Source organism: Cupriavidus pinatubonensis, from assembly GCF_019602855.1.
Taxonomy (GTDB): domain Bacteria; phylum Pseudomonadota; class Gammaproteobacteria; order Burkholderiales; family Burkholderiaceae; genus Cupriavidus; species Cupriavidus pinatubonensis.
On record NZ_CP080766.1, the window covers coordinates 1,403,194 to 1,428,364 of the forward strand.

The 25,171-nt window shown below is 65.1% G+C and carries 23 protein-coding genes; 7 read left to right on the forward strand and 16 right to left on the reverse strand.

Annotated elements, in window-relative coordinates; genetic code table 11:
• Positions 1-80 precede the first annotated feature (80 nt).
• Positions 81-1,790, forward strand: coding sequence for a lactate permease LctP family transporter (locus K2O51_RS06425; RefSeq protein ID WP_011301553.1), 1,710 nt, complete (start codon positions 81-83; stop codon positions 1,788-1,790).
• Between the two features lie 124 nt (positions 1,791-1,914).
• A complete protein-coding gene (locus tag K2O51_RS06430; RefSeq protein ID WP_011301552.1) occupies positions 1,915-2,685 on the forward strand; it encodes an SDR family NAD(P)-dependent oxidoreductase in 771 nt (256 codons plus the stop codon).
• A gap of 156 nt (positions 2,686-2,841) precedes the next feature.
• On the opposite strand, the gene K2O51_RS06435 is transcribed toward K2O51_RS06430, so the two are convergent.
• The gene (locus K2O51_RS06435; RefSeq protein WP_235679846.1) at positions 2,842-3,741 is read right to left on the reverse strand and encodes a LysR family transcriptional regulator; all 900 of its coding nucleotides are present in this window, start codon (positions 3,739-3,741) and stop codon (positions 2,842-2,844) included.
• 143 nt (positions 3,742-3,884) lie between these two features.
• On the opposite strand from K2O51_RS06435, the gene K2O51_RS06440 reads away from it, so the two are divergent.
• Genes K2O51_RS06440 through K2O51_RS06450 form a run of 3 tightly spaced genes read left to right on the forward strand, consistent with a single transcriptional unit; the run spans position 3,885 to position 6,479 of the window.
• Positions 3,885-4,430, forward strand: a complete 546-nt coding sequence (locus tag K2O51_RS06440; protein ID WP_011301550.1) for a cysteine dioxygenase family protein — start codon at positions 3,885-3,887, stop codon at positions 4,428-4,430.
• Between the two features lie 12 nt (positions 4,431-4,442).
• Entirely contained in the window at positions 4,443-5,447 is a 1,005-nt protein-coding gene (locus tag K2O51_RS06445) for a uroporphyrinogen decarboxylase family protein (protein WP_011301549.1), read from the forward strand.
• A 51-nt stretch (positions 5,448-5,498) separates the two neighbouring features.
• Complete coding sequence (locus K2O51_RS06450) at positions 5,499-6,479, forward strand: Bug family tripartite tricarboxylate transporter substrate binding protein (protein ID WP_011301548.1); 981 nt, start codon at positions 5,499-5,501, stop codon at positions 6,477-6,479.
• Positions 6,480-6,511: 32 nt separating this feature from the next.
• Here K2O51_RS06450 and K2O51_RS06455 read toward each other — a convergent pair whose 3' ends face one another.
• The 3 genes from K2O51_RS06455 to K2O51_RS06465 form a co-directional block, all read right to left on the reverse strand.
• The gene (locus K2O51_RS06455; RefSeq protein ID WP_011301547.1) at positions 6,512-7,642 is read right to left on the reverse strand and encodes a CaiB/BaiF CoA transferase family protein; all 1,131 of its coding nucleotides are present in this window, start codon (positions 7,640-7,642) and stop codon (positions 6,512-6,514) included.
• A gap of 20 nt (positions 7,643-7,662) precedes the next feature.
• Positions 7,663-8,643, reverse strand: a complete 981-nt coding sequence (locus K2O51_RS06460) for a Bug family tripartite tricarboxylate transporter substrate binding protein (protein ID WP_140951771.1) — start codon at positions 8,641-8,643, stop codon at positions 7,663-7,665.
• A gap of 117 nt (positions 8,644-8,760) precedes the next feature.
• Positions 8,761-10,554: an acyl-CoA dehydrogenase family protein gene (locus K2O51_RS06465; protein WP_140951773.1), complete on the reverse strand. Its 1,794-nt coding sequence runs from the start codon at positions 10,552-10,554 to the stop codon at positions 8,761-8,763.
• A 140-nt stretch (positions 10,555-10,694) separates the two neighbouring features.
• On the opposite strand from K2O51_RS06465, the gene K2O51_RS06470 reads away from it, so the two are divergent.
• Positions 10,695-11,594, forward strand: coding sequence for a LysR family transcriptional regulator (locus K2O51_RS06470; RefSeq protein WP_011301544.1), 900 nt, complete (start codon positions 10,695-10,697; stop codon positions 11,592-11,594).
• Between the two features lie 215 nt (positions 11,595-11,809).
• On the opposite strand, the gene K2O51_RS06475 is transcribed toward K2O51_RS06470, so the two are convergent.
• From K2O51_RS06475 to K2O51_RS06490, 4 genes are read right to left on the reverse strand one after another with little or no spacing between them, the layout of a single operon-like run.
• On the reverse strand, positions 11,810-12,862 hold the full coding sequence (locus K2O51_RS06475; RefSeq protein ID WP_140953523.1) for a porin: 1,053 nt from the start codon (positions 12,860-12,862) through the stop codon (positions 11,810-11,812).
• Positions 12,863-12,911: 49 nt separating this feature from the next.
• Positions 12,912-13,691 (reverse strand): cyclase family protein, encoded by a 780-nt coding sequence (locus K2O51_RS06480; RefSeq protein ID WP_220629968.1) that lies wholly within the window; start codon positions 13,689-13,691, stop codon positions 12,912-12,914.
• A 22-nt stretch (positions 13,692-13,713) separates the two neighbouring features.
• A complete protein-coding gene (locus K2O51_RS06485; RefSeq protein ID WP_245001781.1) occupies positions 13,714-14,253 on the reverse strand; it encodes a flavin reductase family protein in 540 nt (179 codons plus the stop codon).
• A complete protein-coding gene (locus tag K2O51_RS06490; protein WP_011301540.1) occupies positions 14,243-15,358 on the reverse strand; it encodes an LLM class flavin-dependent oxidoreductase in 1,116 nt (371 codons plus the stop codon). Before K2O51_RS06490 ends, K2O51_RS06485 begins: the two co-directional genes overlap by 11 nt.
• Before the next feature lie 317 nt (positions 15,359-15,675).
• Between K2O51_RS06490 and K2O51_RS06495 the strand changes: the two genes are divergently transcribed.
• Entirely contained in the window at positions 15,676-16,137 is a 462-nt protein-coding gene (locus tag K2O51_RS06495) for a MarR family winged helix-turn-helix transcriptional regulator (RefSeq protein ID WP_140953246.1), read from the forward strand.
• A gap of 12 nt (positions 16,138-16,149) precedes the next feature.
• Here K2O51_RS06495 and K2O51_RS06500 read toward each other — a convergent pair whose 3' ends face one another.
• The 8 genes from K2O51_RS06500 to K2O51_RS06535 form a co-directional block, all read right to left on the reverse strand.
• Complete coding sequence (locus tag K2O51_RS06500; RefSeq protein ID WP_140953245.1) at positions 16,150-16,767, reverse strand: flavin reductase family protein; 618 nt, start codon at positions 16,765-16,767, stop codon at positions 16,150-16,152.
• A 75-nt stretch (positions 16,768-16,842) separates the two neighbouring features.
• Positions 16,843-17,616, reverse strand: a complete 774-nt coding sequence (locus tag K2O51_RS06505; RefSeq protein WP_280640407.1) for a maleate cis-trans isomerase family protein — start codon at positions 17,614-17,616, stop codon at positions 16,843-16,845.
• Positions 17,616-18,650 carry a carbon-nitrogen hydrolase family protein gene (locus tag K2O51_RS06510; protein ID WP_140953244.1) on the reverse strand — a complete coding sequence of 345 codons (1,035 nt, stop codon included), beginning with the start codon at positions 18,648-18,650 and terminating at the stop codon, positions 17,616-17,618. The genes K2O51_RS06505 and K2O51_RS06510 overlap by 1 nt, the downstream gene beginning before the upstream one ends.
• Before the next feature lie 68 nt (positions 18,651-18,718).
• On the reverse strand, positions 18,719-19,630 hold the full coding sequence (locus tag K2O51_RS06515; protein WP_140953243.1) for a fumarylacetoacetate hydrolase family protein: 912 nt from the start codon (positions 19,628-19,630) through the stop codon (positions 18,719-18,721).
• A 53-nt stretch (positions 19,631-19,683) separates the two neighbouring features.
• A complete protein-coding gene (locus K2O51_RS06520) occupies positions 19,684-20,805 on the reverse strand; it encodes a cupin domain-containing protein (RefSeq protein WP_140953242.1) in 1,122 nt (373 codons plus the stop codon).
• A gap of 14 nt (positions 20,806-20,819) precedes the next feature.
• A complete protein-coding gene (locus K2O51_RS06525; RefSeq protein WP_220629969.1) occupies positions 20,820-23,126 on the reverse strand; it encodes a bifunctional salicylyl-CoA 5-hydroxylase/oxidoreductase in 2,307 nt (768 codons plus the stop codon).
• Between the two features lie 81 nt (positions 23,127-23,207).
• Positions 23,208-23,636, reverse strand: a complete 429-nt coding sequence (locus K2O51_RS06530) for an acyl-CoA thioesterase (protein ID WP_220629970.1) — start codon at positions 23,634-23,636, stop codon at positions 23,208-23,210.
• Positions 23,637-23,658: 22 nt separating this feature from the next.
• The gene (locus K2O51_RS06535; RefSeq protein ID WP_425332984.1) at positions 23,659-25,152 is read right to left on the reverse strand and encodes an indolepyruvate oxidoreductase subunit beta family protein; all 1,494 of its coding nucleotides are present in this window, start codon (positions 25,150-25,152) and stop codon (positions 23,659-23,661) included.
• Between the last annotated feature and the right edge of the window lie 19 nt (positions 25,153-25,171).

Sequence of the window (25,171 nt, forward strand, 5' to 3'; positions counted from 1 at the left end):
ACATCGTCGCGACGGACACGGCCGCGTGGCGCCAACAACAACAAGGATTTCCCGAAACACCATTGAAGTAGGAGACGAGCGTGCAACCCTGGACCCAAATCTATATGCCGCTGGGCAGCCTCTGGCTGTCCTCACTGGCGGCAGCCATCCCCATCCTGTTCTTCTTCATCGCGCTGGCCGTGTTGCGCCTGAAAGGCCATGTCGCGGCGGCGGGAACGCTGTTGCTTTCGCTGGCCGTGGCGGTCTTTGCGTACGGCATGCCGGCGCAGCAGGCGCTTGCTGCAGCGGGTTTCGGCTTTGCCTACGGGCTGTGGCCGATCGCATGGATCATCGTGACAGCGGTGTTCCTCTACAAGATCGTGGTCAAGACCGGCCAGTTCGACGTCATCCGCGCGTCGGTGCTGTCGATCACCGATGACCAGCGCCTGCAGATGCTGCTGATCGGCTTCGCCTTTGGCGCGTTCCTGGAAGGTGCGGCGGGCTTCGGTGCGCCGGTGGCCATTACCGCTGCGCTGCTGGTGGGCCTTGGCTTCAATCCGCTCTACGCGGCAGGCCTTTGCCTGATCGCCAACACCGCGCCGGTGGCCTTCGGTGCGATGGGCATTCCCATCATCGTCGCCGGGCAGGTGACGGGCATCGACGCCATGCACATCGGCGCGATGGCCGGGCGCCAGCTTCCGCTGCTGTCGCTGATGGTGCCGTTCTGGCTCGTGTTCATGATGGACGGCGCCAAGGGCGTGCGCGAGACGTGGCCAGCCGCGCTGGTGACGGGCGGCAGCTTTGCCGTGACGCAGTACTTCACGTCGAACCATATCGGGCCCGAGTTGCCGGACATTACCTCGGCCCTGGTCAGCCTGGTGTCGCTGGCGGCCTTCCTGAAGGTGTGGCAGCCGCGCAGCGCGTCGCAACGCGCTGGCGGCAGCGTTGGGGGCGGCGCCATGGCGATGTCGGCATTCGGCGGCGGCGGCTTCAGCAACGGCGTGCAGAACGGCGGCAATCGCAAGTCGCCGTACACCACGGCGCAGACAATCCGTGCGTGGGCGCCGTTCGGCATCCTGACGGCTATCGTCACGGTATGGAGCCTGCAGCCGTTCAAGGCGCTGTTCGCCGGTAACGGTGCGCTGGCCGGTACGGTGCTGAAGTTCAAGGTGCCGGGGCTGGACCAGCTGGTCCTCAAGGCCGCGCCGATCGTCGCTTCGCCCAAGCCGTACGAAGCTGTGCTCAAGCTCGACCTGCTGTCCGCCGTTGGCACCGCCATCCTGCTGACTGCGCTGATCTCGGCCGTGCTGCTGCGCATGAAGCCGCGCGACCTGGTGACCACGTTCGGCGAAACGCTGGTGGAATTGGGCCGCCCGATCCTGTCGATCGGACTGGTGCTGGCGTTTGCGTTCGTGGCCAACTACTCGGGCATGTCGTCCACGCTGGCGCTGCTGCTGGCCGGTACGGGCGCCGCATTCCCGTTCTTCTCGCCGTTCCTCGGCTGGCTCGGCGTCTTCCTGACGGGTTCGGACACGTCGTCGAACGCGCTGTTCTGTTCGCTGCAGAACACTACGGCGCATCAGATCGGCGTGTCGGACACGCTGCTGGTCGCCGCCAACACCACGGGCGGCGTGACGGCCAAGATGATCTCGCCGCAATCGATCGCGGTGGCCTGCGCGGCGACGGGGCTCGTCGGCAAGGAGTCCGAACTGTTCCGCTTCACCGTCAAGCACAGCCTGCTGTTCGCGGTGATCGTCGGCATCATCACCGTGGTACAGGCGTATCTGCTGCCGGGAATGATCCCCGGTTAAGCCTCTCCGGCCCAGGGCGGGTTTCGTCGCATCCGACGATGCCCGCCGACTATGCGGCCTCTTAGCATGATCTGATCCGCCCGAGCACAAGGGCCGGCTCATCCATCCTCAAAGGAGACAGATCATGCCTTTCACCCCCTTCGACCTTACCGGCAAAGTGGCGCTGATTACCGGCGGCAACGGCGGCATCGGCCTTGGCATGGCCGAAGGCCTGGCCCAGGCCGGCGCCGATATCGCGATCTGGGGCACCAATACGCAGAAAAACGCAGCCGCCGCCGAGCGGCTCGCGCAATATGGGCGCAAGGTGCATACCGCGATCTGCGATGTGAGCAACGAGTCTTCCGTGGCTGCGGCCATGGATGGGACGCTTGCGGCGCTGGGTCGCCTGGATGGCTGCTTCGCCAATGCCGGTGTCTCGGCGCGTGGTACGCGCTTCGAAGAAATGGGTACGGACGATTGGCATCGGGTGATGCGGGTCAATCTGGATGGGGCATTTTTTACGCTGCGCGCGGCGGCGCGGCAGTTGCTGGCGCAGGGCGATGGGGGTGTGCTGGTCGGGACGGCTTCTGTCGCCGCTATCGAGGGCGCTGCACGCAACGAGCACTACGCGGCCACCAAGGGTGGATTGATTTCCATGATGCGCGCGCTGTCGGTCGAGTATGCGCGGCATGGGATCCGCGCGCACTCCGTGCTGCCTGGGTGGATCAAGACGGAGATGACCAGCAATGCGCAGGCCAATGCCACGTTCCAGGAAATGGTTGGGAAGCGGGTGCCTATGCGCAGGTGGGGGGAGGGGGCTGACTTTGCCGGGATTGCGGTGTATCTGATGAGTTCGGCATCGGGGTATCACACGGGGGATACGTTTGTGATTGATGGGGGGTATACGTTGTTTTGAGGGTTTTGGGGTAGTTGGTTCTTGGCATGCGCTGCTGTTTCGCCGGCGTAGCCGGCGACCTCCTTTTGTCCGAGCGACAAAAGGGCAAAAGCGCGTGGGTCGCGGTTCCGAACTTTGCTCGGCGATGCACAACGCGCATGCCATGTGGGAACACCTTCAGGCGGAATCAGCCACCCCGGCTTGATCGCCGCTTTGCCTCAGGACATCTACAAGAGCGGTGACATAGTTTCTCGATCCCAGCACATCTCGCCGCACACACAGGCTGAGCGTCCGCCTGGCCCAGGCGTCGCTGAGCGCCACGACGCGCAGGCCTTCCACATTGATCGCCGCCAGGGCCGAGCGCGGCACGATCGCTACCCCGACTCCCGATCGCACCATGGAGGCCACCGCGGCGAATCCGGCTACCTGGATCCGCACGTCGACGCGTCTGCCCTGCTCGCTGGCCTTGGCTAGCAGGAAGGAGTGAATAGCGGAGCCGTTCTGCTGGCTGACGAAGGGGAAGGACAGGCAGTCCAGGAATGCGACGGGCTCGGTTTTGGTCCACGGCTGCGTTTCCGCCAGGAGCAGGACGATTTCGTCTTCGTGGTACGGGAAGTAAACCAGGTCCGGGTGCGGCTCGTCCTTGGTCAGGATGCCGATATCCGCGCGCCCTTCCACGACGGCGACCAGCACGTCGCGGCTCAGGTGTTCTTCCAGCGTGATTCTTGCCTTCGGATGGGACTGCAGGAAGCCCTGCAGGTCGCCGGGCAGGAACGATGCAATGGCGCTGCTGTTGGCATAGAGAACCAGCTGCGCATGCACGTCTTCCGAGAATGGGGTCAGGCTTGCCTGCATCTGCTCGATCTCGGTCAGGCAGCGCCGGCTGTGGTCCACCATGATCTGTCCCGCCCGGGTCAGGGACACGCCGCGCGCCTCGCGCCGGAACAGCCGCGTGCCCACGATCGCCTCCAGATGCTTGATGCGCAGGCTCGCGGTCGATGGCGCGAGAAAGCAGACGGCGCCGCCTTTCGACATGTTCCCCGCGTCGGCCACGGCAACGAGAAGCCTCAGATCCATGATGCTGCAATGCATCAGCTTTTGCATTTCTCAAACCCTGGTATTGGAACAACTCGTTTGTCAGAACCCCGTGATAACGCCAAAGTTCGCTCAGGCGCCATTCTGCTCGAGCCTTTGCAAAACACAAATACGGGAAGACAAGTATGAAGAAAGCCATCGAAGACCCCTCATCGCGAATCGCCACCCTCGCCAGCGCTATCGACGCGCTTCTGGCTTCCGAGGCGTGCTTTGATCCTCGCGTTATCCAGCGGATGATTCGCGACGCATTCCCGTCGGGAAACTGGTTGCCGGAGGCCATGTGCAAGCCGAACGAACAGGGCTATGTGCGCCATGTCCTGCACAGCGATGCGGCGGACCGGTACACCATCGCGGCGCTGGTCTGGAGGCAGGGACAACACAGTCCGGTCCACGCACATCACACGTGGTGCGCGCTCTCCGTCGTCGAAGGGGCATTGCTGGAGGAGTACTTCGACTACGACGCGCAAGGCGCGGCAGCGGTGCCTGCTGGCAGTGCTTGCCGGAACGTTGGCGAGGGAAGCTCCGGCACGGCTGGCCTGCATCTGATCCATCGGGTCGGAAACAGTGAGGCCCGCACCGCCATCTCCGTGCACGTCTATGGCGTCGCCACGTCACGGATGTCCAACGGGATCAACCACGTGTTGCCGGTCGCCGAGACGACAATCGCATAAGGGAGACACGCAATGAAACCGATGGACCATTGGCGTCGCCTTGAGGCGACCTTGCGTGGAGAGCCTGCCGACCGCGTGCCGGTTGCGCTCTGGCGCCATTTTCCGGTGGACGATATGGACGCCGGCAAGCTGACAGCCCTGACGCTGGCGTGGCAACGGAAATGGCAGTTCGACCTGCTCAAATTCATGCCGCCCGGCACGTATGGCGTGGAAGACTGGGGCGCGAAGACCGCCTATGCCGGCGCAGCAAATGGCGCACGCGTCGTGACCGATCCCGTGGTCAGGCGAACCGAAGACTGGGAAAGGATCCGCTGGATCGATCAGCGACTCGGCGCTTACGGGCAACAGAACATCGCGCTCGGGCAGACGGCACGCAGTCTTGGCGGGACGGTGCCAATCCTTCAGACGGTTTTCAGCCCGCTCACTACCGCGCGCAAGCTTGCGACCGAGCGCCTGTTTACGGACATCCGGTGCCATCCGGCGGCACTCCACGCAGCCTTGCGGATCATTACGGACGTCACCATCGATTTCTGTATCGAGGCGCTGAGCGTGGGCGCACACGGCATCTTCTTTGCCACGCAATTGGCATCGCATCGCCTGTTGACGACGGCCGAGTACGAGCAGTTCGGCAAGCAGTATGACCTGGAGATCCTCGATGCCATTCGCGGCCGTTGCCGCGTAAACATGCTGCACGCCCACGGCGACGACATCATGTTCGGCCTGCTATCGGACTACCCTGTCGAGCTGTTCAACTGGCATGACCGGCTGACCGACCCCGATCTGAGCCGCGCGCGGCGCCATTTTCCCGGTGTGCTTGTAGGCGGGCTCAATGAACACCACACGCTGCTGCATGGGGGACGTAATGCGATCGCCGATGAAGTGCAGGATGCCGTGGCTCAGACCGATGGACGCAAACTCATCATCGGACCCGGCTGCGTGCTGCCGGTGGAGACTTCCGATGCAGCCATTCAGGCGGTACTGGACGCTGCGCGGAATACGGAAGCGCAAGCGGCTTAAGCAATCGATGCATTGACGCCTGCACCGCCAGGCTATTTCACGGAGAAGAAGATGCTGAAGCACATCATCAGGATGAGCGCTGTAGCGGCCCTGCTCCCCGCCAGTCAGGTCAGTGCTGCCGACACGTGGCCGGAGCCATCCAAACCCATCATGCTGATCGTCCCGGCGCCCGGTGGAAGCGGGACCGGCGACACGATTGCACGCGTCCTGGCGCAGCGCCTCAAGAAAGAATTGGGTACGGCGGTGATCGTGGACAACCGCGGCGGCGCCAACGGCAATATCGGCGCCGGCGTGGCGGCGGCGTCGGCTCCGAACGGATACACGTTCCTGCTCTCCTGGGCCGGCACGCTCGCAGTCAATCCCAGCCTGTACCGGAGTCTTCCGTTCAATCCGCAAACGAGCTTCGAGCCAGTGGCCCTGATTGCGGACGTGCCCAATATTCTGGTCGTGAACAGCACGCTGCCCGTGAAGTCGCTGCAGGACTTCATCGCCTACGCCAAATCACACAAGGGGGAATTGAACTACGGTAGCTCCGGCAACGGCAGTTCCATGCACCTTGCCGGTGAGCTGTTCGATCGCGAGACCGGGGTGGAGATGACGCACGTTCCGTACAGTGCGCCGGGTACCGCGACTACGAACCTGCTAGCCAATGATATCCAGGCCATGTTTCAGCTGGTCCCCGGCATCGTCAGCCAGGTGAAGTCGAACAAGGTCAGGGCGCTGGCGATCATGTCCAGCCGACGATCGCCAGCGCTGCCCGAGGTACCGACCACGACCGAACTTGGCTTTCCTTCGTTGCTGTCGTCCACGTGGTTCGCGGTCCTGGCGCCGAAAGGAACGCCGAACGACATCGTGCGCAAGATGAATGTCGCGATCAACAACGTCGTGGCGGACCCGGAAACCGTGAAGGTCTTCACGGAGATGGGTGCCAGCCCGCTCGGAGGTACGCCGGAGCGGTTGGCGTCCGTACTGTCAGCGGATCTGCTCAAGTGGCGTGCGGTCGTGAAGCGCGGCAACATCCAGATGCAATGAGCCAGCAGCACCGCATCGCAACAGGGGCGTTATCAGTCTTCCTTCGGCAGGAACTGGTCGCCTTCCGTCAACGGCGCGAACCGGTACGTCGCGGGCGTGCGGCTCAGCTTCACGGGGGCGCCCAGCCCCTTGTAGCCCCCTTCCATCTCGACCACCATTTCACGATGCACGGTATGCGGATGCTGCAGGGCATCCGGCACCGATAGCACCGGCGCGCATGGCACGCCGGCCGCGACCAGCGTATCGGCCAGCACCTTGCCGTCCAGCTCGCGCATGCGCGCTTCCAGTTCGGCCTTCAGCGCCACGCGGTTGACCGAGCGTCCGCCTGCCGTGGCATAGCGTTCGTCGTCGGCCAATGCAGGAATCCGCAGATGCTCGCAGAGGATGCGGAACTGCCGGTCATTGCCCACGGCGAGGAAAATCGGATCCGTGCCGGTGGCTACCGTGTCATACGGATAGATGTTCGGATGCGCATTGCCCGTCCGCACCGGCGTCTTGCCATTCATGAACCAGTTCGCCGCGTGCGGATGCAGCAGCGACAGGCCCGAGTCATACAGCGCGGCTTCGACGAACTGTCCGCGCCCGCTGCGCTCGCGTTCCTGCAGCGCCAGCAGCACGCCGAGCGCGGCGTTCATGCCCGTGACCATATCGACGACCGGCAGGCCGACACGCAGGGCATTGCCATCGGGCTCGCCGTTGATGCTCATGAGGCCAGCCATGGCCTGTACAGCGGCGTCATAGCCGGGCAGGCCGCCGAGCGGGCCATCCGCACCGAAACCGGAAACCCGGCAGTGAATCAGACGCGGAAAGCGAGCCGACAGCGTGTCGAAGCCAAGCCCCCACTTCTCCATGGTGCCGGTCTTGAAGTTCTCGACCAGCACATCAGCATCTTCCAGCAGCGCGAGCAGCACGCTGCGGTCCGACTCGGCCGTGAGATCGAGCTTCATCACGCGCTTGTTGCGGTTCAGCCCGAAGTAATAGGACGCGACGCCATCCTTGAACGGAGGGCCCCAGGTACGCGTGTCATCGCCCTGCGGCGGTTCGATCTTCAGCACGTCGGCGCCGTGGTCGCCGAGAATCTGCCCGCAGTACGGGCCGCCCAGGATGCGCGACAGGTCGACCACGCGGATGCCGGCCAGCGCGCCCGTCTTGGATTGCGTCATGACATCGCTCCTTGTCAGTCTCAGTCGAGTTGCGCGCCAGACTTCTGCACGACGGTACGCCACTTGCTGACTTCGGACTTCACGAAGCCGCCGAGCTGATCGGGCGTGGTGGACGGCGCGAACTCGAGCCCCTGGGCCAGCAGCGTCTTGCGGACTTCGGGCTTCTGCAGCGCTTCGGCGAACGCATGGTTCAGCTTGGCGATGACCGGTGCGGGCGTGCCGGCCGGGGCGACCACGCCGAAGAACACCGACACGTCGAAGCCATTCACGCCCTGCTCTGCCACCGTCGGCACATCCGGCAGCGCCTGCGAGCGGGCCTTGGTGGTCACGCCCAGCGCGCGTACCTTGCCGCTCTTGATAAATGGCAGCGCGGTCAGCACGTCGGTGAAGGTCATGCTGACCTGTCCGCCGAGCAGGTCATTGAGCGCCGGGCCGGTGCCCTTGTACGGCACGTGCTGGAAATCGGTGCCGGCGAGGTTGTTGAACAGCACGCCGGCCAGGTGCGACGACGCGCCATTGCCCGACGATGCGTAGCTAAGCTTGCCCGGGTGCGCTTTGCCATAGGCGATCAGTTCGCTCACGTTCTTGGCCGGCACGCTCGGGTTGACCACGAGCACATTGGGCAGCTGGCCGATCTGGATCACCGGTGCGAAGCTCTTGACCGGGTCGTAGTTGATCTTGCGGTACAGGCTCACGTTGATGGCAAGCGGCGCCGAGGTGCCGAACATCAGCGTGTAGCCGTCCGGCTCGGCGCGTGCGACCGCTTCTGCGCCGATGTTGCCGCCGGCACCGGCGCGGTTCTCGACCACCACGGGCTGGCCAAGGCTGGTCTTGAGCGCAGCGGCGAGCGTGCGCGCCATGGCATCGGTCGGACCGCCCGGCGGGTAGGTCACGACCATCATGATCGGCTTCGAGGGATAGTCCTTCTGCGCGAAGGCGGGAGTGGCGCTCACGCAAAGCGAGCAGACGGCGATGGCCGCGAGGCGGTGCCAGAGTTTCATGGCTTGTCTCCTGGTATGGGTCGTCTCGCATTGCCCCGGGGGATGTCGGGCGATGCGGTGGGCGGCACCGGGTTGCGGTGCCACCGGGGGCTGATGTCGGGTGAAGCTGCAGAAGGGTCAGAACACGTTGACCTGATCGACCGCACCGGCTGCGCGCACGGTACCGTCGGCAGGCGGTGCCACGGTCTCGGCGAGCCAATCCGGCTCGGCCTGGCCGGACAGCGGGTCTTGCGGCAGCACGCGGTGGCGCAGCACGAGCTGCGCGAGCCGCATGCGGCGCACCGAGCCGATGCGCCCGGCTTCCCAGGCCATCGCCACGGCGGTCGTGACGTTGTACAGGCCGGAGGCGGCCTGGCGGGCCAGCAAGTCGCCTTCGGCACCGGCTTCGGCCGCGCCGGCGGCGAAGGCCGATGCTCGTTCGATGGCGGCTTCGAAGGTGGTGCGGGCGGTCGGATGCAGCGGCGTATCGGCCAGCAAGCCGGACAGGTGCGCGCGCAGCGCGGGTAGCGAGCCCTCGCGGCGGATCGCACGCAGGACGTCGAGTGCGACGATGTTGCTGGTGCCTTCCCAGATCGAGCCGAGGTGGGCGTCGCGCACGAGGCGCGGATCGCTCCATTCTTCGATGTAGCCGCAGCCGCCGCGGATTTCCATGGCATCGCCGGTGACCTTGCGTGCGTCACGGCACGCGCGGAACTTGATCAGTGGCGTGAGGATGCGCATCAGCGGATAGGCGCCGTCCTCGCCGGCGTCGGCGCGGCGCAGTGCTTCGGCGGTCTGGAACACCATGGTGCGCGCCTGCTCGGTCGGCAGCGTGAGCTTCAGGAGCTGGCGGCGCATCAGCGGCATGTCTTCGAGGCGCTTGCCGAAGGCCTTGCGCTCGTGGGCGATGAACAGGCCCTCGGTCAATGCGCGGCGCATCAGGCCGGCGGCGCGCACGCCGTTGGACAGGCGCGAGTTGTTGATCATGTCGGCCATCTGCACGAAGCCGCGGCCGAGTTCGCCGACCAGGTAGGCGCTTGCGCCTTCCAGCCGGATTTCACCACTGGCCATCGAGCGCGTGCCGAGCTTGTCCTTCAGGCGGATGATGCGGTACTGGTTGGCGCTGCCGTCGGACAGCGTGCGCGGCAGCAGGAACAGCGACACGCCCTTGTGGCCGGGCACAGCGTTGCCGGCTTCGTCTTCCACACGCGCCAGCACCATCGCCAGCGCGGCGTCGGGATTCGAGCAGAACCACTTGTCGCCACTCAGACGCCAGCCGCCTTCGGCCTGCGGATCGCGCATGGCGCGGGTCGCGGTCGCGGCCACGTCGGAGCCCGCGCCCTGCTCTGTCATGAACATCGCGCCCTGGTACAGGTCTTCGAACACCTGCGTGGTCAGGTTCGGCAAGAACTTCTCGACCAGTGCCGGATCGCCGAACTTGCGCAGCGTGCGCGTCAGCGAATCGGTCATCGACAGCGGGCAGCACAGGCCGAACTCGGCCTGCACCAGCATATACGTGAGTGCGTACTTGGCTGCCGGCGGCATCGGCTTGTCCCAGCCGAACACACCGCCGCGGTGCGAGACCGCAGCGAGCCCGAACTCGGAGAACGCCACGCGCTCCAGTTCGACGTAGGCGGGATGCTTGTGCACGCGTTGCTGGTCGATGCCGCTGCGGGTACGGTGGGTCAGCGTCGGCGGGTTCTGGTCGGCGGTCAGGGCCAGTTCGTCCAGCACGCCGCCAGCCAGTTCGCCCATGCGCTCCAGATGCGGCTGCAGCAGGTTCAGCAAGTCCGCCGGCAGGTAAAGCGGCAGCAGCGCGCGCAGATCCGGATCGGCGGTGTACAGGCTGCCGCCCTTGCGGTCGGGCACGGGGTGCTCCGCCGGCGATACAACGGGGGCATGAGGGGCAGCATGGCGCACAGCACTGGTCATCTGGGTCTCCTGGATTGGGCTGGCCCGCCATTCGCCGGGCTGGCTTGCCGGCGCGCGGACCTGTTTGCACCATTATTGGATTCCCATGGATTCGCGTCTAATTCTAAAATTGGCTTGATCCATATAATTTTTGTATCGCCATGGAATTCCGACACCTGCGCTATTTCCTGGTCCTCGCCGAGGAACTGCACTTCGGCCGTGCCGCGAAGCGGCTGTCGATCTCCCAGCCGCCGCTGTCGCTCAATATCCAGCAGCTGGAGGCTTCGGTCGGGGCAAAGCTGTTCGAGCGTGACAGCCGCGGGGTGCGGCTGACAGCAGCCGGCCGGGCATTCCGCGAATCGGCCAACGCGCTGCTGGCGCAGGCCGAAGCGGCGCGCGTGCTGGCGCGCGAGATCGAAGCCGGGGCGGTCGGGCGGCTGCGCGTGGGCTTTGTCGGGTCGATGCTGTACCGGGGGCTGCCACAGCACCTGCGCGACTTCCAGGCGGGCTATCCGGGCATCCACGTGGCGCTGACCGAACTCAACTCGCAGGAGCAGATCGACGCGCTGCTGCACAACGAACTGGACGCCGGGTTCGTCCATACGGGCCGCCTGCCCGATGAACTGAGCGCCGTACTGATCCATAGCGAGCCCTTCGTCTGCTGCGTGCCGCAGGACCATGCGCTGGCAGCACAGGCTGAGGTCGCGCTGGTGGACCTGCGCGCCGAGCCGTTCGTGCTGTTCTCGCGCAAGGCGTCGCCCGATTACTACAGCCGGATCTTCGATATGTGCGCGGCGCAGGGCTTCTATCCGCAGATCCGGCACGAGGTGCGGCACTGGCTGTCGGTGGTGTCGCTGGTGTCGCAGGGGATGGGGGTGGCGGTGGTACCGGCGGCCCTTGCGCGCTCGGGCATGGCTGGAGCGGCGTTCCGGCCACTGGCCGATGCCACGGTGCCGTCCGAGGTTTACTGCGCGTGGAAAGCCGCGCCCGACCATCCGGCGCGCGATCATTTCGTGGCGATGGTCCGGGCAGCCACGGCAGCACAACCGGCCGACGCCTGAACGGATTCCGGACCCCAAAGAAAAAGCCACCGGCCCAAAGGCTGGTGGCTTATGAAGTACGCGTGGAACGGGGTGTTCAGCGTGAGTGCAGCTTAACTCCGCAGCCTTTGTCCTACCAATAACACAAATGTAGTAATCGGAGGCGGCCCTTCCACGGGGGTAATGACTCCCCGCGAATACAGGTAAGCCTGCCCCACCGCATAGCAGGCCATCGCTCAGAACTTGTGGCGCAGCCCCAGGCCGAAGGTGTTGCCCGGGTTCAGCGTGCTCACCTTGTCATACCGCCAGGCGGCATACATGTCGGTGCGCTTGGAGAACGGATAGTCGTACGCCAGCGTCGTAGTGTCGCGACGCGCCGAGCCGATGATCTCGTTGCCGCCCTGCCACGTGCGAACCCAGGTGGCCATCAGCGAACCGGGACCCAGAGGAGCGCTGGCGCCGACCTGCACGGTCTTGTCGCGCTGGCGGCTCTGCGCGTTGAAGTCGTTGTCCGACTGCGCATACTGGCCGAACAGCTTCACCACCTTGAAGTCGTACGAAGCGCCGGCCAGGTAAGCCATCTGGTAGCTGGCGCCGGACGCGGCGAACTCGGGCGCGTTCACGGCCACGCGCTGCACGGCCAGCGTCGCACCGAAGTTGCCGTTGAAGTACGTGGCATTGCCGCCGTAGTTCTGCTTGCCCTGGTGGCCGGTGGTCTCGCCGGTCGAGTAGATGGCATTGAAGCGCAGGCCGCCGAAGCCCGGGCTCTGGTACAGCACCGAGTTGTCCCAGGCGGTGTCGCCGGCCACCGAGTTACCCACGGGCGAACCCGGCGGCGTGGTGTAGGTGTGCAGGAACATCGGCGAGAACGTGGCCGAATCCGCGAGCGGGTTGAACAGCAGCATCGACACGAACCACGGCGTGGTGTTGCGGCCGAGCTTGATGGCGCCGAAGCCGCCGTTCAGGCCGACGTAGGCATTACGGCCGAACATGGCATCGCCGTCGAAGCGGCCGACCTTGCCGTTGTCGGTGCGGAAGAAGCTTTCCAGCGCGAACTCCGCGTTGAGGCCATTGCCGAGCGCTTCCTGGCCGCCGATGCCCCAGTAGGACGTGGTCAGGCCGGAGCTTTCCACGGCGGCAGTGCTGTGGGCGTCGCCACTCGCGCGTACCGAGCCGACGAAGGCGTCGACGGTGCCGTACAACTGCACATTGCTCTGGGCGCTTGCCGCGCCCGCGGCAAGGCTGCCGGCGGCCGCCATGACGGCCAGCAACTTACGTTGAGACTTCATTGTTTCCTCTTTCTCTCTTTTGGTGGATGGGGTCTGACGGGTCTGACAATCAGCCACCAATCAGCGCGAGCACGCGCAGCGGGCTACCGGAGCCGTTCTGGATCTTCAGCGGTGCGGCAACGATCACGGCCCCTGTGGCGGGCAGCTGGTCCAGGTTCTTCAGGCACTGCAGGCCGTATTTGTTGGCGCCGTGCATCAGCGTGTGGCACGGGTACGGCACCGGCCATGCGTACGACTGGCCTGCGTCGGTGTTGATGGTCTCGACGCCGAAACCGTGGACATTGCGCTCCCGGATCAGCCACTCGACCGCTTCCTGCGTCGGGCCCGGCGTGTGAGCACCGTCTTCGTGCAGACCGAGGAATTCCTGCGGGTCGGTCTTCTTGCTCCAGTCCGTGCGCAGCAGGACCCAGGCGCCAGCGGGGATCTGGCCGTGCTTCGCTTCCCAGGCCTGCAGGTACGGAACCGTCAGCGTCCAGTCCGGGTCTTCGGCGACCGGGCCGCTGGCGTCGATCACGACTGCCGGAGCGATGAAGTTCTTCGCATCGATCGTGTCGACCGAGTTCTGCGCGTGATCTTTGCCGCTGATCCAGTGCACAGGCGCGTCGAAGTGCGTGCCGGTGTGTTCGCCGCAGGAGAAGTTGTTCCAGTACCAGCCGGGACCCTTCTCGTCATACTGGCTGATGCGTTCCATCTTGAACGCCCAGACCTGGCCGAACTCGGGTGGCAGGACGAGGGCCGGGAAGTCCGGCGACAGCGTTTGCGTCAGGTCGACGACTTTGACCGCACCGTTGGCCATCTCAGTGGCCAGTTGCATGAGGCTGTTGCTCATGGATGTACTCCTCGTTCGTAGCTCAGTTGGCGTGTTGCGCCAGTCGCGTGTAGCGGCCTTGCCAGTACAGCAGCGGGGCTGGCGCTTCTTGCGCGACGCGGATCTCGCGGACACGGCCGATGATCAGGTAGTGGCCGTGGCGCTCCAGCAGTTCGTCGACTTCGCAGTCCATGGCCACAACTGCATCGGCCAGCACCGGTGCACCGTCGGCCAGCAGTTGCGTCCACGCATCGCTGCCGTAGCGCTCTATCCCGGCTTCACCACCGAAGCCCGTGAAGCGCTGCGCGATCGCCTGCTGCTCTTCCCGCAGCAGGTTCACGCCGAAGCGGCGCGTGCGCTGCAGCAGCTCCGCCGACGAACTCGTTGCCTTCATCGACGCCACCACCATCGGCGGCGTGGCCGAGAACGACGAGACCGACGTCGCCGTGAAGCCGCTGCGCTCGGACTCGTTCAGCGGATCGGCCACCGTCACCACGCTCACCGCGCCGGCGAAGCCGCGCATCGCCTGCTTGAACGATTGCTGCAGCACTTCCAGCGCCGCCGGCATCTTGTCAGTTCCCATGCTTCGAGCCACCGGGCTTGCGCAGCCCGCGTGCCTCCAGGATCGGCAGCACCGTGTCGCGGAAGTACGGGAACTCCTTCACGTAGTCCACGAACGACAGCGTCGTGCCTTTGAAGCCGGCTTCGGCCAGTGCGCAGATGCCATCGGCCACTTGCTCCGGCGTGCCGACCAGCGGGAAGCCACCGTGGCCCGCTGCCATGCGGTCGCGGATCAGTGCCAGCAGGTCGTGCGGGAACGATTGCGCATTGGCGAACTGCAGCGCCACGAGGTTGTCCACCGCGGCCCAGTCCGCATTGTCCTGCGCGAAGTGGCGCAGGTAGTCGCGCGCTTCCTGCTCGGTCGGGCGGCACACCACGTGCGAGAACGTCAGCACGTTCACCGGCTTGTTCGCTGCCTTCGCCTTCTGCTTGAGTTCGGCCACTTCCACCTTCGAGCGCTCCAGGTCGATCGCCGGCGTGAACAGGAAGTTCGCGTTGTTGATCGCAAACTCGCGGCCTTCGCCCGAACCCGCAGCGTTCAGGATCGGCGGACGCTCGCCGTTCCACGGCTTGGGCAGGCCGTAGATGCCCTTCAACTTGAAGTTCGCGCCGTCGTAGTTGAACGCGCCGTCGCGCTCCCAGATCTGCTTGATCACGTCGAACCATTCGCCCGCAAACGCGTAGCGCTGGTCGTGGCTCACCGCCAGGTCCTGGCCCATCGCCTCGTACTCGGGGCGGTTCCAGCCCGCCACGATGTTCAGGCCCGCGCGGCCCTGGCCAATCTGGTCCAGCGTCGCGATCTGCTTGGCCACCACCGCCGGGTGGTTGCACGCCGTGTGGATCGTCGCGAACACCGTCAGGTGCTTGGTCTGTGCCAGCAGCGCCGCTGCCCACGTCATCGTCTCGAGCACCGAGCCGTGGAAGTCCGTCTCGCCGCCGTAGCCGATCCAGCGCGCGATCGGCAGCATGAAATCGATTCCCGCCTCGTCCAGCATCTGCGCCAGCTTCGCGTTGTTCTCCCACGAGTTGTCCCAGCGCTCGCCAATCTTCGTCACCGACATCCCGCCCGAGCAGTTCGTCGCAAACGTCCCCAGGACAAAGTCCTTCGTGTTCAGAATTTTTCTCATGCCGTCACCATTCAAAGAGTTGGGGTTGGGGTGCAAACGGAGGCTGCAGCACTCCGTACAGGTTGTCTGACGCGTGATCCGTCGCCTCGCGCCGTTGTATGAATATGATTATGTTTATATATAAACTATTCCATAATCATGGTTTACCCCCGAGGCGTTTTTAGTGCGTGATGCGGTACCTGCAGGCACCTTCAAGGTGCGTTTCCGAGCGAGCGTTTCGCCGTCTCGGCGCATGTGCGCAACGGAGTGGCCTCGTGTCGTGGTATGTTCTTGGCCGTCCCGCGGCCCGCAAGGCCGCTTACCGCCTGCCAATACGCATGAACGATCCGAAAAAGACCCAAGACGAAGCGGATTTCGTCGACGACTACACCCCCGCGCTGCTGGCCCAGGCCAGCCAGCTGATCTCGGGGGAATTCCACGTTATCGTGCAAGCCAACGGCTTCACCATCTCGGACTGGCGCGTGCTGTCCTCGCTGTCGGGCGGCAAGGCGCTTAGCATTGGTGAACTCGCGCAGATCTCAGTGACCAAGCAGCCGACCGTGACGCGCCTGCTCGACCGCATGGAAGCGCAGGGCTACGTCAAGCGCATTCCGCATGAAACCGATCGCCGCATTACGCTCGTACGCATTACGCCGCGCGGGCAGAAGCTGACGTCGAGCCTGATCGAACAGGCCCGCAAGCACGAGGATGAAGTGCTCGCGCCGCTCGGCAAGAAGAAGGCCGACGAGCTGCGCGCAACGCTCAAGCTGCTGATCGACCTGCACCGCCCGGCCAACTGAGGTCGTGCGCACTTACATGGGGCGGCGCATGTGGAACAGCGTCGAGTGGCTGACCTCGAAGTAATCGCCGAGGCCGCCGCCGCGCAGGATGGGGCGTGCTGCCGCCGTGTCGTAGACGCCATCCGTCAGGAACGCGCGGTCGATATGCACGCCGACCACCTCGCCCAGCACCATCCACGTATCGACCAGCTCGCCGTCTGACTTGCCGAGCTGCATCACGCGCGTCACACGGCATTCGAACGACACCGGGCTTTCCTGCACACGCGGCGCGGCGACAAGCCGCGATGCGACAGGTGTCAGGCCCGCCAGTGCGAACTCGTCCTCATCCGGTCCCACACCCGCACTGGTCATGTTCATGCGCTCGGCCAGCGGACGCGTCACGAGGTTCCACACGAACTCGCCGGTCGCCTCCGCATTGCGCACCGTGTCCTTGTAGCCGACGCTCGAGAACGCCACGATCGGCGGCGTGTAGTTGAACACGTTGAAGAAGGCGTAAGGCGCGAGGTTCGCAACGCCTGCCTTGTCCATCGTGGAAATCCAGCCGATGGGCCGCGGCCCCACGATGGCCGCCAGCGGGTCATGCCGCAGGCCATGGCCGCGCGTGGGTTCGTAGAAGTGGATATCGTCCATGCGAGTCACAAACAACAACACGCCGTCCCCACGCAGGCGGGGACAGCGTCAGTTCAACAAAGGCGAACGGCCAGATCAGTACTTGCCGCTGAGCAGCTCGCCGCAGCCCTGCACTTGCGCGCGCAGGCCGAGCTTGCGCAGCATCTGCCACGTGGTCGCCACGGCGGCCGACACGGTCGGAATGCCCGACTCTTCCTGCACCTTCTGGATCGACGGCAGCGACTGCATCTGCACACAGGCCGACAGCACGATGGCATCGACGCCTGTCGTGTCGACGCGCTTGTAGATCTCCAGCAGATTCGCCGGATCCTGCGCCGCGACCTGCAGGTTATCGGGGATCTCGAGCGCGCAGTAGTCCTTGACCTCGATGTCTTCGCTTTCGATGTACTCGACCACCATCTTGGTCAGCGGCTTCATGTACGGGCACACCACGGAAACGCGCTTTGCGCCCATCGCTTTCAGGCCGTCGATGAGCGCACCTGCGCTGGTCACGACCGGCGCCGGGTTGCCATTCTCGACCGTGCGTTGTGTCAGGCGTTCCTCCGACACGCGGTGGTAGCCCTTGCCCATGCTCATGATCGCAACCAGGCACGCATAACCAAGCACATCGACGCGCGCGTCCGACAGCTCGATCGCGCAGCGGTCGCTGTCGCGGTCCATGGCTTCGAGTTCTTCCTTGACCACCTTCTTCATGCGCATGCGGCTCGAATGGAAGGTGAAGCGCTCGGCGAAGTCGAGTTCGCGCGCGCGGAACATGGCGGGAATCTCGGTCTCCATCGTGGTGTTGGACGACGGCACGATCTGGCCGATACGCAGCGGCTTCTGCGGGGTAAAGATTGGGGACTGCATTACTTGGTCTCGGTCAGTTCGAATGCGTTGAGTTCGGCCTCTTCGGCTTCCATGTCGATCTGCGCCGCCATGCCGTCGAGGAACTGCGCCGGCTGCAGCGCGCGGCGGTTCACGCGCAGGTCGAAGATGTCGAAGCGGTTGTAGTGGCCGGTGATGTCGTGCATCTGGCGCGGCTGGATGCAGCGCGACAGGTCGATGTCGGCGTAGACGATGCCTTCCTCGTCGATCAGCGGCTCGCCGATCACGCGGCCGTCCGGACCCAGGAAGCCGGAGAACGCGCTGTTGCGGCGCGACATCAGTTCCCGTGCCTTCGGATTGAGGGCTTCCATCGCGGCGATAATTTCCTCCGACACGGTCGAGCACGACACCGCCGTGAAGACCTTCCCCTCGAAGCAGTGCGCAGCGGCGCGCACCTTGATCGCTTCCGCCATGTCGTAGTCGGCCGGCGCGACGGGCAGCGAGATGTAGCTGGCCACGTGCATCAGCTCGCCCTGCGACAGCAGCGAAAAGCGCGCGAGCGTGTTGGTGTTCTCGCCGCACGCGAGCGAACCGAGCGGACCCACGCTGGTCTGGTGGACGCGCAATGCCGATGCATCGCCATTGGCCCACGTGAGCTTCTCGGCCCACGTCGGCACGAGCTTGCGGTGGCGGCCCAGGATGCGGCCTTCCTCGCTGATGGTCACCAGCGTGTTGTACAACGTGCCGACACCGGTCTTGCTGCGCTCGTTGACGCCGACAACCACGTTGATGTGATTGGCCTGCGCAGCTTGCGCGATCTTGCGGATCTCGGGGCCGGGAATTTCGATCGAGGCCTTGACCAGCTTTTCGAACCACGGGCTTGCGTCGACAGGGTTGGTCAACCAGCTCCAGTACGGGTAGCCGGCGACGAACACTTCCGGAAACGCGACCAGCTTCGCGCCGTTGTCGGCGGCTTCCTTGATCAGACGGCAGACCTTGTCGACGGTGGCGTCGGCATCGAGAAAGACCGGCGCGGCCTGCACCGCAGCGGCCTTGAACTTGGGCAGGTTGAGCATGGAATTCTCCGTTCTGCTCCCCGCTCCTCTACGGAACGGGGAATCGTTCATGCGAGGATGTCGAGGCCTCAGACAGCGACCACCGGGTGGCGCAATTCACCAATGCCTTCCACCTTGGCCACCACCACGTCGCCCGGCCACAGCCATTCCTGCGGCGCACGGCCCGCGCCCACGCCATCCGGCGTGCCAGTGGCAATGATGTCGCCTGGCTCCAGCGTCATGCCCTTGCTGATGTCGGCGATCAGCGCGTTGACGTTGAACAGCATGTGGCGCGTGTTGGAGCTTTGCTTGGTCACTCCGTTGACGGTCAGCGACAGGTCCAGCGCGTGCGGATCGGCGATCTCGTCGGCGGTGACGATGACCGGCCCAAACGGTGCGTAGGTGTCCTGGCCCTTCGAGTAGATCCACTGGCCGGCGCGGCGGCAGTCGCGCGCCGAGATGTCGATCATCACGCTGTAGCCGAACACGTAGTTGAGCGCGTCAGCTTCCTTCACGCCCTTGCCGCGCGTGCCGATGACCACGGCCAGTTCGACTTCCCAGTCCATTTGCTGGGTGATTTCCTTGTTGTGCTCGATCGCATCGCCCGGGCCGATCACGGTGGTCGGCGGCTTCGAGAAGATCACCGGCTCCTTGGGCAGTTCCTTCGAGGTGTCCAGGCTGCGGCTCGATTCGGCCACGTGCTCGACGTAGTTCAGGCCGATGCCCCAGATGTTCTTGCGCGGGCGCGGGATCGGCGCGAGCAGCTTGACGTTCGATGCCGGCACGGCCACGCCGAACGGGAAGCGGCCCTTGTACTCGTTGAGCAGCGCACTGGTCGACTTGACCGCTGCCGGGCCGAGGTCGATGAACGACAGCATGTCGGACGGAATGCTCGCGCCGACGGCTTCGCCGAAACGGGCCAGGTCGACGACATAGCCGTCCATGATGGCGCCCAGGCGGGCGGCGGCGGCAACTTCAGTGCGGAAGGTAACGAGACGCATGGTTTTACTACTCCGATGAGAATTCAGTAATCAGGGATAAGGGGGGCGAGGGATCAGGCCAGGCGTTGTTGGCCGTCGTTCTCCGCCAGCGCTTCCTCGCGGTACAGGCCGAGCGAGTGCATCACCGGCAGGTCGTTGAAGCAGAACAGCACGGCGTCGTCGCGGGCCGATGCGTTTGCGTGTTCGTGGAACGCCCACGATGGCACGCAGAAGATGTCGCGCTCGGTCCAGTCGAAGCGCTGGCCGTTGATGACCGAGTAGCCGCTGCCCTTGGCCACCTGGTAGATGAAGCTGCCGGTGTGGCGGTGGGCCTTGGTGGCCTCGCCGGGACGCAGCAACTGCATGCTCGCGCCGATGGTCGGCATGACGGGGCCGCCGGTGACCGGGTTCACGTAGTGCATCAGCACACCGTCGAACGGGCTGCCGTCGGTGACCTTGCTGTAGCGCACCAGTGCCTCGTAGGTCGGCGCCCATTCGTACTTGTACAGCGGCGAGTACGGCTTGCTCCACGACCCGCCATGCGGCTTCAGGCCCTTGCCGCCCCAGATAGCGGGCATGTCGTCGACAGGGTGCGTGACGACTTGCTGCAGGTTCGGGTGCACCGCATAGAAACCGGCTTCCATGGCGTTGACGAGCGGAATGTCCAGGCCGTCCTGCCAGATACAGGTGGTGCCTTCGGCCGACACCCCGTGCTCGTGCCACGTGCCGTTCGGCGTCAGCACGAAGTCATTGGCGCCGAGCGTCATCTTGTGGCCATCGACGATCGTGTACGCACCACTGCCTTCCATGATGAAGCGCAGCGCCGATGACGAATGCGCGTGCGCCGATGCGGCCTCGCCCGGATGCATCACCTGCAGGCCCGAGTAGAGCCAGCCCACGGCGGCTGACACATCCTGGCGGCCGGGGTTGTTCAGGTAGATCACGCGGCGCCCTGCCTTCTCCGGCGTTACCAGGTCTACCGAGCGCAGCACATGGTCGCGCAGGTCGCGGTAGCGCCACAGCACCGGCACCGACTCGGATTTGGGTTGCCACGGCTCGATCTTGTTGGCCACGGTCCACAGCGCCCCGGTCTTCAGCGTGTCGAGTTCCCTGTAGTAGGCCACCAGTTCCGGGGTGTCCTCCACATCGGCGCGGCCGGCGACGCTTTCGCGGTAGGTGTCGTAGTTCTCAGCCATCTTGTCTCCTTCTCTCAGGCGGCGGCGCGCTTGATACTGCGCTCGAGTTGATCCTTGGCGAACAGGTACTGCCTGGGCCATTCGACGCGACGGAAGCCCAGTTGCGCGGTTTCGCGCAGCACCCACGCCGGGTCGGCCAGGTGCGGGCGCGACAGAGCGCACAGGTCGGCGCGGCCCGAGGCGATGATCCCGTTCACCTGGTCGGCCTCGGTGATCGCGCCGACAGCGATGGTCGGCACGCCGGCTTCGTTGCGCACGCGATCCGCAAACGGCGTCTGGAACATGCGGCCGTAGACGGGCTTCTGATCGGGCGTGACTTCGCCGGACGAACAGTCGATCATGTCGGCGCCGGCTTTCTTGAACAGGCGCGCCATGTCGACGGCGTCGTCCGCGCTGTTGCCGCCCTCGACCCAGTCGGTCGCCGAAATGCGCACTGAAATCGGCTTGTCCTGCGGCCATGCGGCACGCACCGCGCGCAGCACTTCGAGCGGGAACGCCATGCGGTTCTCGAGCGAGCCACCGTATTCATCCGTGCGCTGGTTGGTCACGGGCGAAATGAAGTTCGACAGCAGGTAGCCGTGGCCGGCCTGCAGTTCGAGCCAGTCGAAGCCGGCGGCGGCAGCGCGGCGCGTGGCAGCGACGAAGTCGTCGCGCACGCGGTCCATGTCTTCACGGGTCATCGCGCGCGGCGTCTGCGAGACGCCCGGCAGATACGGCAGCGCCGATGCGGAGATCAGCGGCCAGTTGCCGTCCGCCAGCGGGTGATCCATCTTTTCCCAGCCGACCTGCGTGGAGCCGCGACGGCCCGCATGACCGATCTGCACGCCGATGCGCGCGCTGCTGTGCTCGTGCACGAACGCCACGATACCGGCGAAGGCCGCAGCCTGTGCGTCGTTCCAGAGGCCGGGGCAGCCCGGGGTGATGCGGCCATCGGGCGATACCGAGGTCATCTCGACCATCACCAGCCCGGCGCCGCCCAGCGCGCGGCTGCCGAGGTGGACCATGTGGAAATTGCCCGGCACACCGCTCTTGCATGAGTACATCGCAGTCGGCGATACCACCACACGGTTCTTCAGCTCCACGCCGCGCACGGTGAACGGCGTGAGCATCGGCGGAACAGCTGCGGGCTTGGTGCCCGCGCGCTCGGCCAGCCAAGACTCGTAGCCTTCCAGCCATTCCTTGTCGCGCACGCGCAGGTTCTCGTGCGAGATGCGTTGCGAGCGCGTCAGCAGCGAGTATGCGAACTGCTCGGGCTCAAGGTCCTCATAACGCTTGACGTTCTCGAACCACTCGGTGGAGTTGCGCGCAGCGTTCTGGATCTTGAGCACTTCGACCGAGCGAACGGCTTCGTAGTGCCTGAGGGCCTCTTCAAGCAAGCCATCGACACTCTTGATCGTGCGTGCGAGTTCGATCGCATCTTCGAGCGCAAGCTTGGTGCCCGAGCCGATCGAGAAGTGCGCGGTGTGCGCGGCATCGCCCATCAGCACGACGGGTACGCGCTTGCCGCCGATCTCGTTCCAGTGCACCCAGCGCTCGCAGATCACGCGCGGGAACTGGATCCAGATGGCCGATCCGCGCAGGTGGCCGGCGTTGCTGATCAGCGGGTTGCCGTCGAGGTACGGGGCGAAAAGCTTCTCGCAGTAGGCGATGCCTTCTTCCTGGCTCATCTGGTCGATGCCCGCCGCCTTCCACGTCTCTTCGGGCGTTTCGACGATGAAGGTCGAAGTACCGTCTTCGAAGCGATACGCGTGCGCCTGGAACCAGCCGTGCTCGGTCGGCACGAAGATGAAGTTGAACGCATCGAAGACCTTCTTCGTGCCGAGCCAGACGAAACGGCACTTGCGGGTGTCGATGTCGGGACGGAAGGTGTCAGCGTAGCGCTTGCGCACCACACTGTTCAGGCCGTCGGATGCGATCACAAGGTCCGCGCCGTACTTGCGCGCGATCTCCTGGTCATCTTCGATGAAGGTCTCGAACACGAGTTGCACGCCAACCGCTTCGCAACGCGCCTGCAGGATGTTGAGCAGCTTCTTGCGGCCGATACCGATAAAGCCGTGGCCGCCACTGCGCACGGCGCGTTCCTTGAAGTGGACCTCCACGTCGTCCCAGCGGTTAAAGGCGTCACCGATGGTTTCCGCCGACACGGGGTCGGCTTCACGCAGGTTGCCCATGGTGGCGTCGGAAAACACCACGCCCCAGCCGAAGGTGTCGTACGGGCGGTTGCGTTCCACCACCACGACGTCGTTGGCGGGATCCTGCAGTTTCATCAGCAGGCCGAAATACAGGCCGGCGGGACCACCGCCGATACATACGATCTTCATTGCAGCTTCCAGTCAAATGCTAGGGTCGGGATGCCTTGCCGGGCGCGGCGCGTACCACCCCTTGTTGGGTCTGTCGCGCCCTCAGGCCGCGGCCGCCATGCGCGCTTCGATCGCCGCATGCAGGTCGTCAGGTACGGCAATGGACAAGTGCGTGTCGAGCGAGGTGACGACAATGGTCTGGGTGACCGCCATCCTCAGGTCCCCGTCCTTGCCGGTGCAGCGCCAGGCCAGGGTGATCGACTTGGTGCCCAGGCGCATCACATCGAGCGACAGCGTGACGTCGTCGCCCATGCGGCTGATGGCGCGGAAATCCGCTTCCAGGTGAACCGTCGGCATGCCGGTGCGGCGCTGCACGATCAGGCCCTTGAATCCTTCCGGCAGCATGTCGTCGATCCATGCTTCCATCAGGTTGTTGAACATCACGAAGTACTGCGGGTAGAACACGATGCCGGCGGGATCGCACTCCGAGAAGCGGATGCGATGCTGGCGTTGAAAGACGGTCTTGCTCATGGCGGAGAATCCAGCGGTAAGTTCAGGCGAGCGCGTGTTGCGCGAGCAGCGCGTGCAGCTTCTTGCCGTGCTCGTCGGCCAGCGCGGCTTCGCGCAGTTCGCGCAGCGTGGCCGGCGCCAGGTGCGCACCGGCGCGCACGACGGCGCCCATCAGCGTCTGGTAGTTGGTCAGGCCGCGCACATGGGTGTCGCTGTAGCCCTTGACCAGGCGCTGGCACTGCACGACTTCGAGCGCGAGCGCCGGGTTGATGCGTGCAGCGTCGAGCACCTGGCGCAGCCAGCCTTCGATGCGCTCGGTTTCAAGCGCGTAGCGCAGCGTGCTGCGGCGGATTCCGCGCAGGCGCGCGACGGTCCAGAGCATCAAATAGCCGCGCAGCGAGCTGGTCGTGACCACGCGGCCCGCCTTGGTGAAGCGGCGCACGAGGCGATGCACCCAATGCGGTTTGGCAAGCCAGCGACCGAGACCTGCGGGCAGCGTCTCGCAGATTTCTTCGAGACGCGGATGCATGAACTCGTTGATGGCCAGCAGCTGGTTGTCTGCGGCGCGCACTTCGCCACGCACCCGTTCGAAGCGCGTGCCGCGGATCTTGAGGTCGGCCACGCGGATGGTGTCTTCGTACGACATCCACAGCGCGAGGTGTCGCGCGGTCTCGCGCAGCAGCACGGTGTCAGCCTGCGGCATGGCGCGGCGCACGGCAGCCAGCCGGTCGAGGTACAGGCCGGCGTAGGCGACGTCCTGGTAGTCGATCATGCGGCGCACGCCTTCGATCACGATCGGGTCGATCTCGGATGGCTGCTCCGCACGGACGCGGCCGAGGACCTTGGCCACCGCGGCATCCTTCGGCTGGGCAAGGGGCACGCCCTTCGGCGACTCGGACGGGACGTCGCCGGATTCCGTCTTTGCGAACGCAGCGCCGAACGCCCGCAGGCTCGGCTTGACGCCGACACCGCCGCGCTCGATGGTGGCTTCGAACTGCGCGCGGCTGAACGGCAGGACGCCGGTGCCCGCAAGCGCTCCGAACAGCACCGCGCTGATCACGCTGCCATTGGCCTCGGCTTCCTGCGCCATGTCGAAGCGCACGTAGCGCTTGGACGCCTTGGTCGCGTGAGCAATCAGTTCGTGGCTGTCGACGCGGCCATCGCCCATCGCGGATTTCTCGGCGATCGAGTAGACACGGTGCGTCGACGACACCAGCGTGGTGCGGTCCGGCGTGACAAGCCCGCGTTGGACGGCGCGACCGGCTTCCATCAGTTCGGAAGCGAGCACCACGTCGACATCGCCCGGCGTCGGCATCAGTGCGAGCACCGGCGTGCGACCGGCACGCTCGGCGACTTCGCGCGGGAACAGCTCGACGTAGTAGATGGTGGCGCCGGTGCGCTGAGCCACGCCCGGCACCGAAGTGGTCTGGGCGATGTAGCCGTTGTGCTCGCCGAGGTCGACAATCCAGTCGGCCAGCACGCCGCCGCCTTCACCGCCCATGGCGAGAATGGCGACCTTGATGGGTTTTGCGTTGATCATGTTCGGGCCTTCCAGG

Excerpts from the sequence above, each read along its gene's own strand:
- K2O51_RS06440 (WP_011301550.1), top strand. The coding sequence starts at position 3,885 with ATGAAGAAAGCCATCGAAGACCCCTCATCGCGAATCGCCACCCTCGCC.
- K2O51_RS06470 (WP_011301544.1), top strand. The coding sequence starts at position 10,695 with ATGGAATTCCGACACCTGCGCTATTTCCTGGTCCTCGCCGAGGAACTG.
- K2O51_RS06455 (WP_011301547.1), bottom strand. The coding sequence starts at position 7,642 with ATGACGCAATCCAAGACGGGCGCGCTGGCCGGCATCCGCGTGGTCGAC.
- K2O51_RS06500 (WP_140953245.1), bottom strand. The coding sequence starts at position 16,767 with ATGGACGATATCCACTTCTACGAACCCACGCGCGGCCATGGCCTGCGG.
- K2O51_RS06445 (WP_011301549.1), top strand. The coding sequence starts at position 4,443 with ATGAAACCGATGGACCATTGGCGTCGCCTTGAGGCGACCTTGCGTGGA.
- K2O51_RS06530 (WP_220629970.1), bottom strand. The coding sequence starts at position 23,636 with ATGAGCAAGACCGTCTTTCAACGCCAGCATCGCATCCGCTTCTCGGAG.
- K2O51_RS06465 (WP_140951773.1), bottom strand. The coding sequence starts at position 10,554 with ATGACCAGTGCTGTGCGCCATGCTGCCCCTCATGCCCCCGTTGTATCG.
- K2O51_RS06485 (WP_245001781.1), bottom strand. The coding sequence starts at position 14,253 with ATGGGAACTGACAAGATGCCGGCGGCGCTGGAAGTGCTGCAGCAATCG.
- K2O51_RS06495 (WP_140953246.1), top strand. The coding sequence starts at position 15,676 with ATGAACGATCCGAAAAAGACCCAAGACGAAGCGGATTTCGTCGACGAC.
- K2O51_RS06460 (WP_140951771.1), bottom strand. The coding sequence starts at position 8,643 with ATGAAACTCTGGCACCGCCTCGCGGCCATCGCCGTCTGCTCGCTTTGC.
- K2O51_RS06480 (WP_220629968.1), bottom strand. The coding sequence starts at position 13,691 with ATGAGCAACAGCCTCATGCAACTGGCCACTGAGATGGCCAACGGTGCG.
- K2O51_RS06525 (WP_220629969.1), bottom strand. The coding sequence starts at position 23,126 with ATGAAGATCGTATGTATCGGCGGTGGTCCCGCCGGCCTGTATTTCGGC.
- K2O51_RS06435 (WP_235679846.1), bottom strand. The coding sequence starts at position 3,741 with ATGGATCTGAGGCTTCTCGTTGCCGTGGCCGACGCGGGGAACATGTCG.
- K2O51_RS06490 (WP_011301540.1), bottom strand. The coding sequence starts at position 15,358 with ATGAGAAAAATTCTGAACACGAAGGACTTTGTCCTGGGGACGTTTGCG.
- K2O51_RS06505 (WP_280640407.1), bottom strand. The coding sequence starts at position 17,616 with ATGCAGTCCCCAATCTTTACCCCGCAGAAGCCGCTGCGTATCGGCCAG.
- K2O51_RS06430 (WP_011301552.1), top strand. The coding sequence starts at position 1,915 with ATGCCTTTCACCCCCTTCGACCTTACCGGCAAAGTGGCGCTGATTACC.
- K2O51_RS06515 (WP_140953243.1), bottom strand. The coding sequence starts at position 19,630 with ATGCGTCTCGTTACCTTCCGCACTGAAGTTGCCGCCGCCGCCCGCCTG.
- K2O51_RS06520 (WP_140953242.1), bottom strand. The coding sequence starts at position 20,805 with ATGGCTGAGAACTACGACACCTACCGCGAAAGCGTCGCCGGCCGCGCC.
- K2O51_RS06450 (WP_011301548.1), top strand. The coding sequence starts at position 5,499 with ATGCTGAAGCACATCATCAGGATGAGCGCTGTAGCGGCCCTGCTCCCC.
- K2O51_RS06475 (WP_140953523.1), bottom strand. The coding sequence starts at position 12,862 with ATGAAGTCTCAACGTAAGTTGCTGGCCGTCATGGCGGCCGCCGGCAGC.
- K2O51_RS06510 (WP_140953244.1), bottom strand. The coding sequence starts at position 18,650 with ATGCTCAACCTGCCCAAGTTCAAGGCCGCTGCGGTGCAGGCCGCGCCG.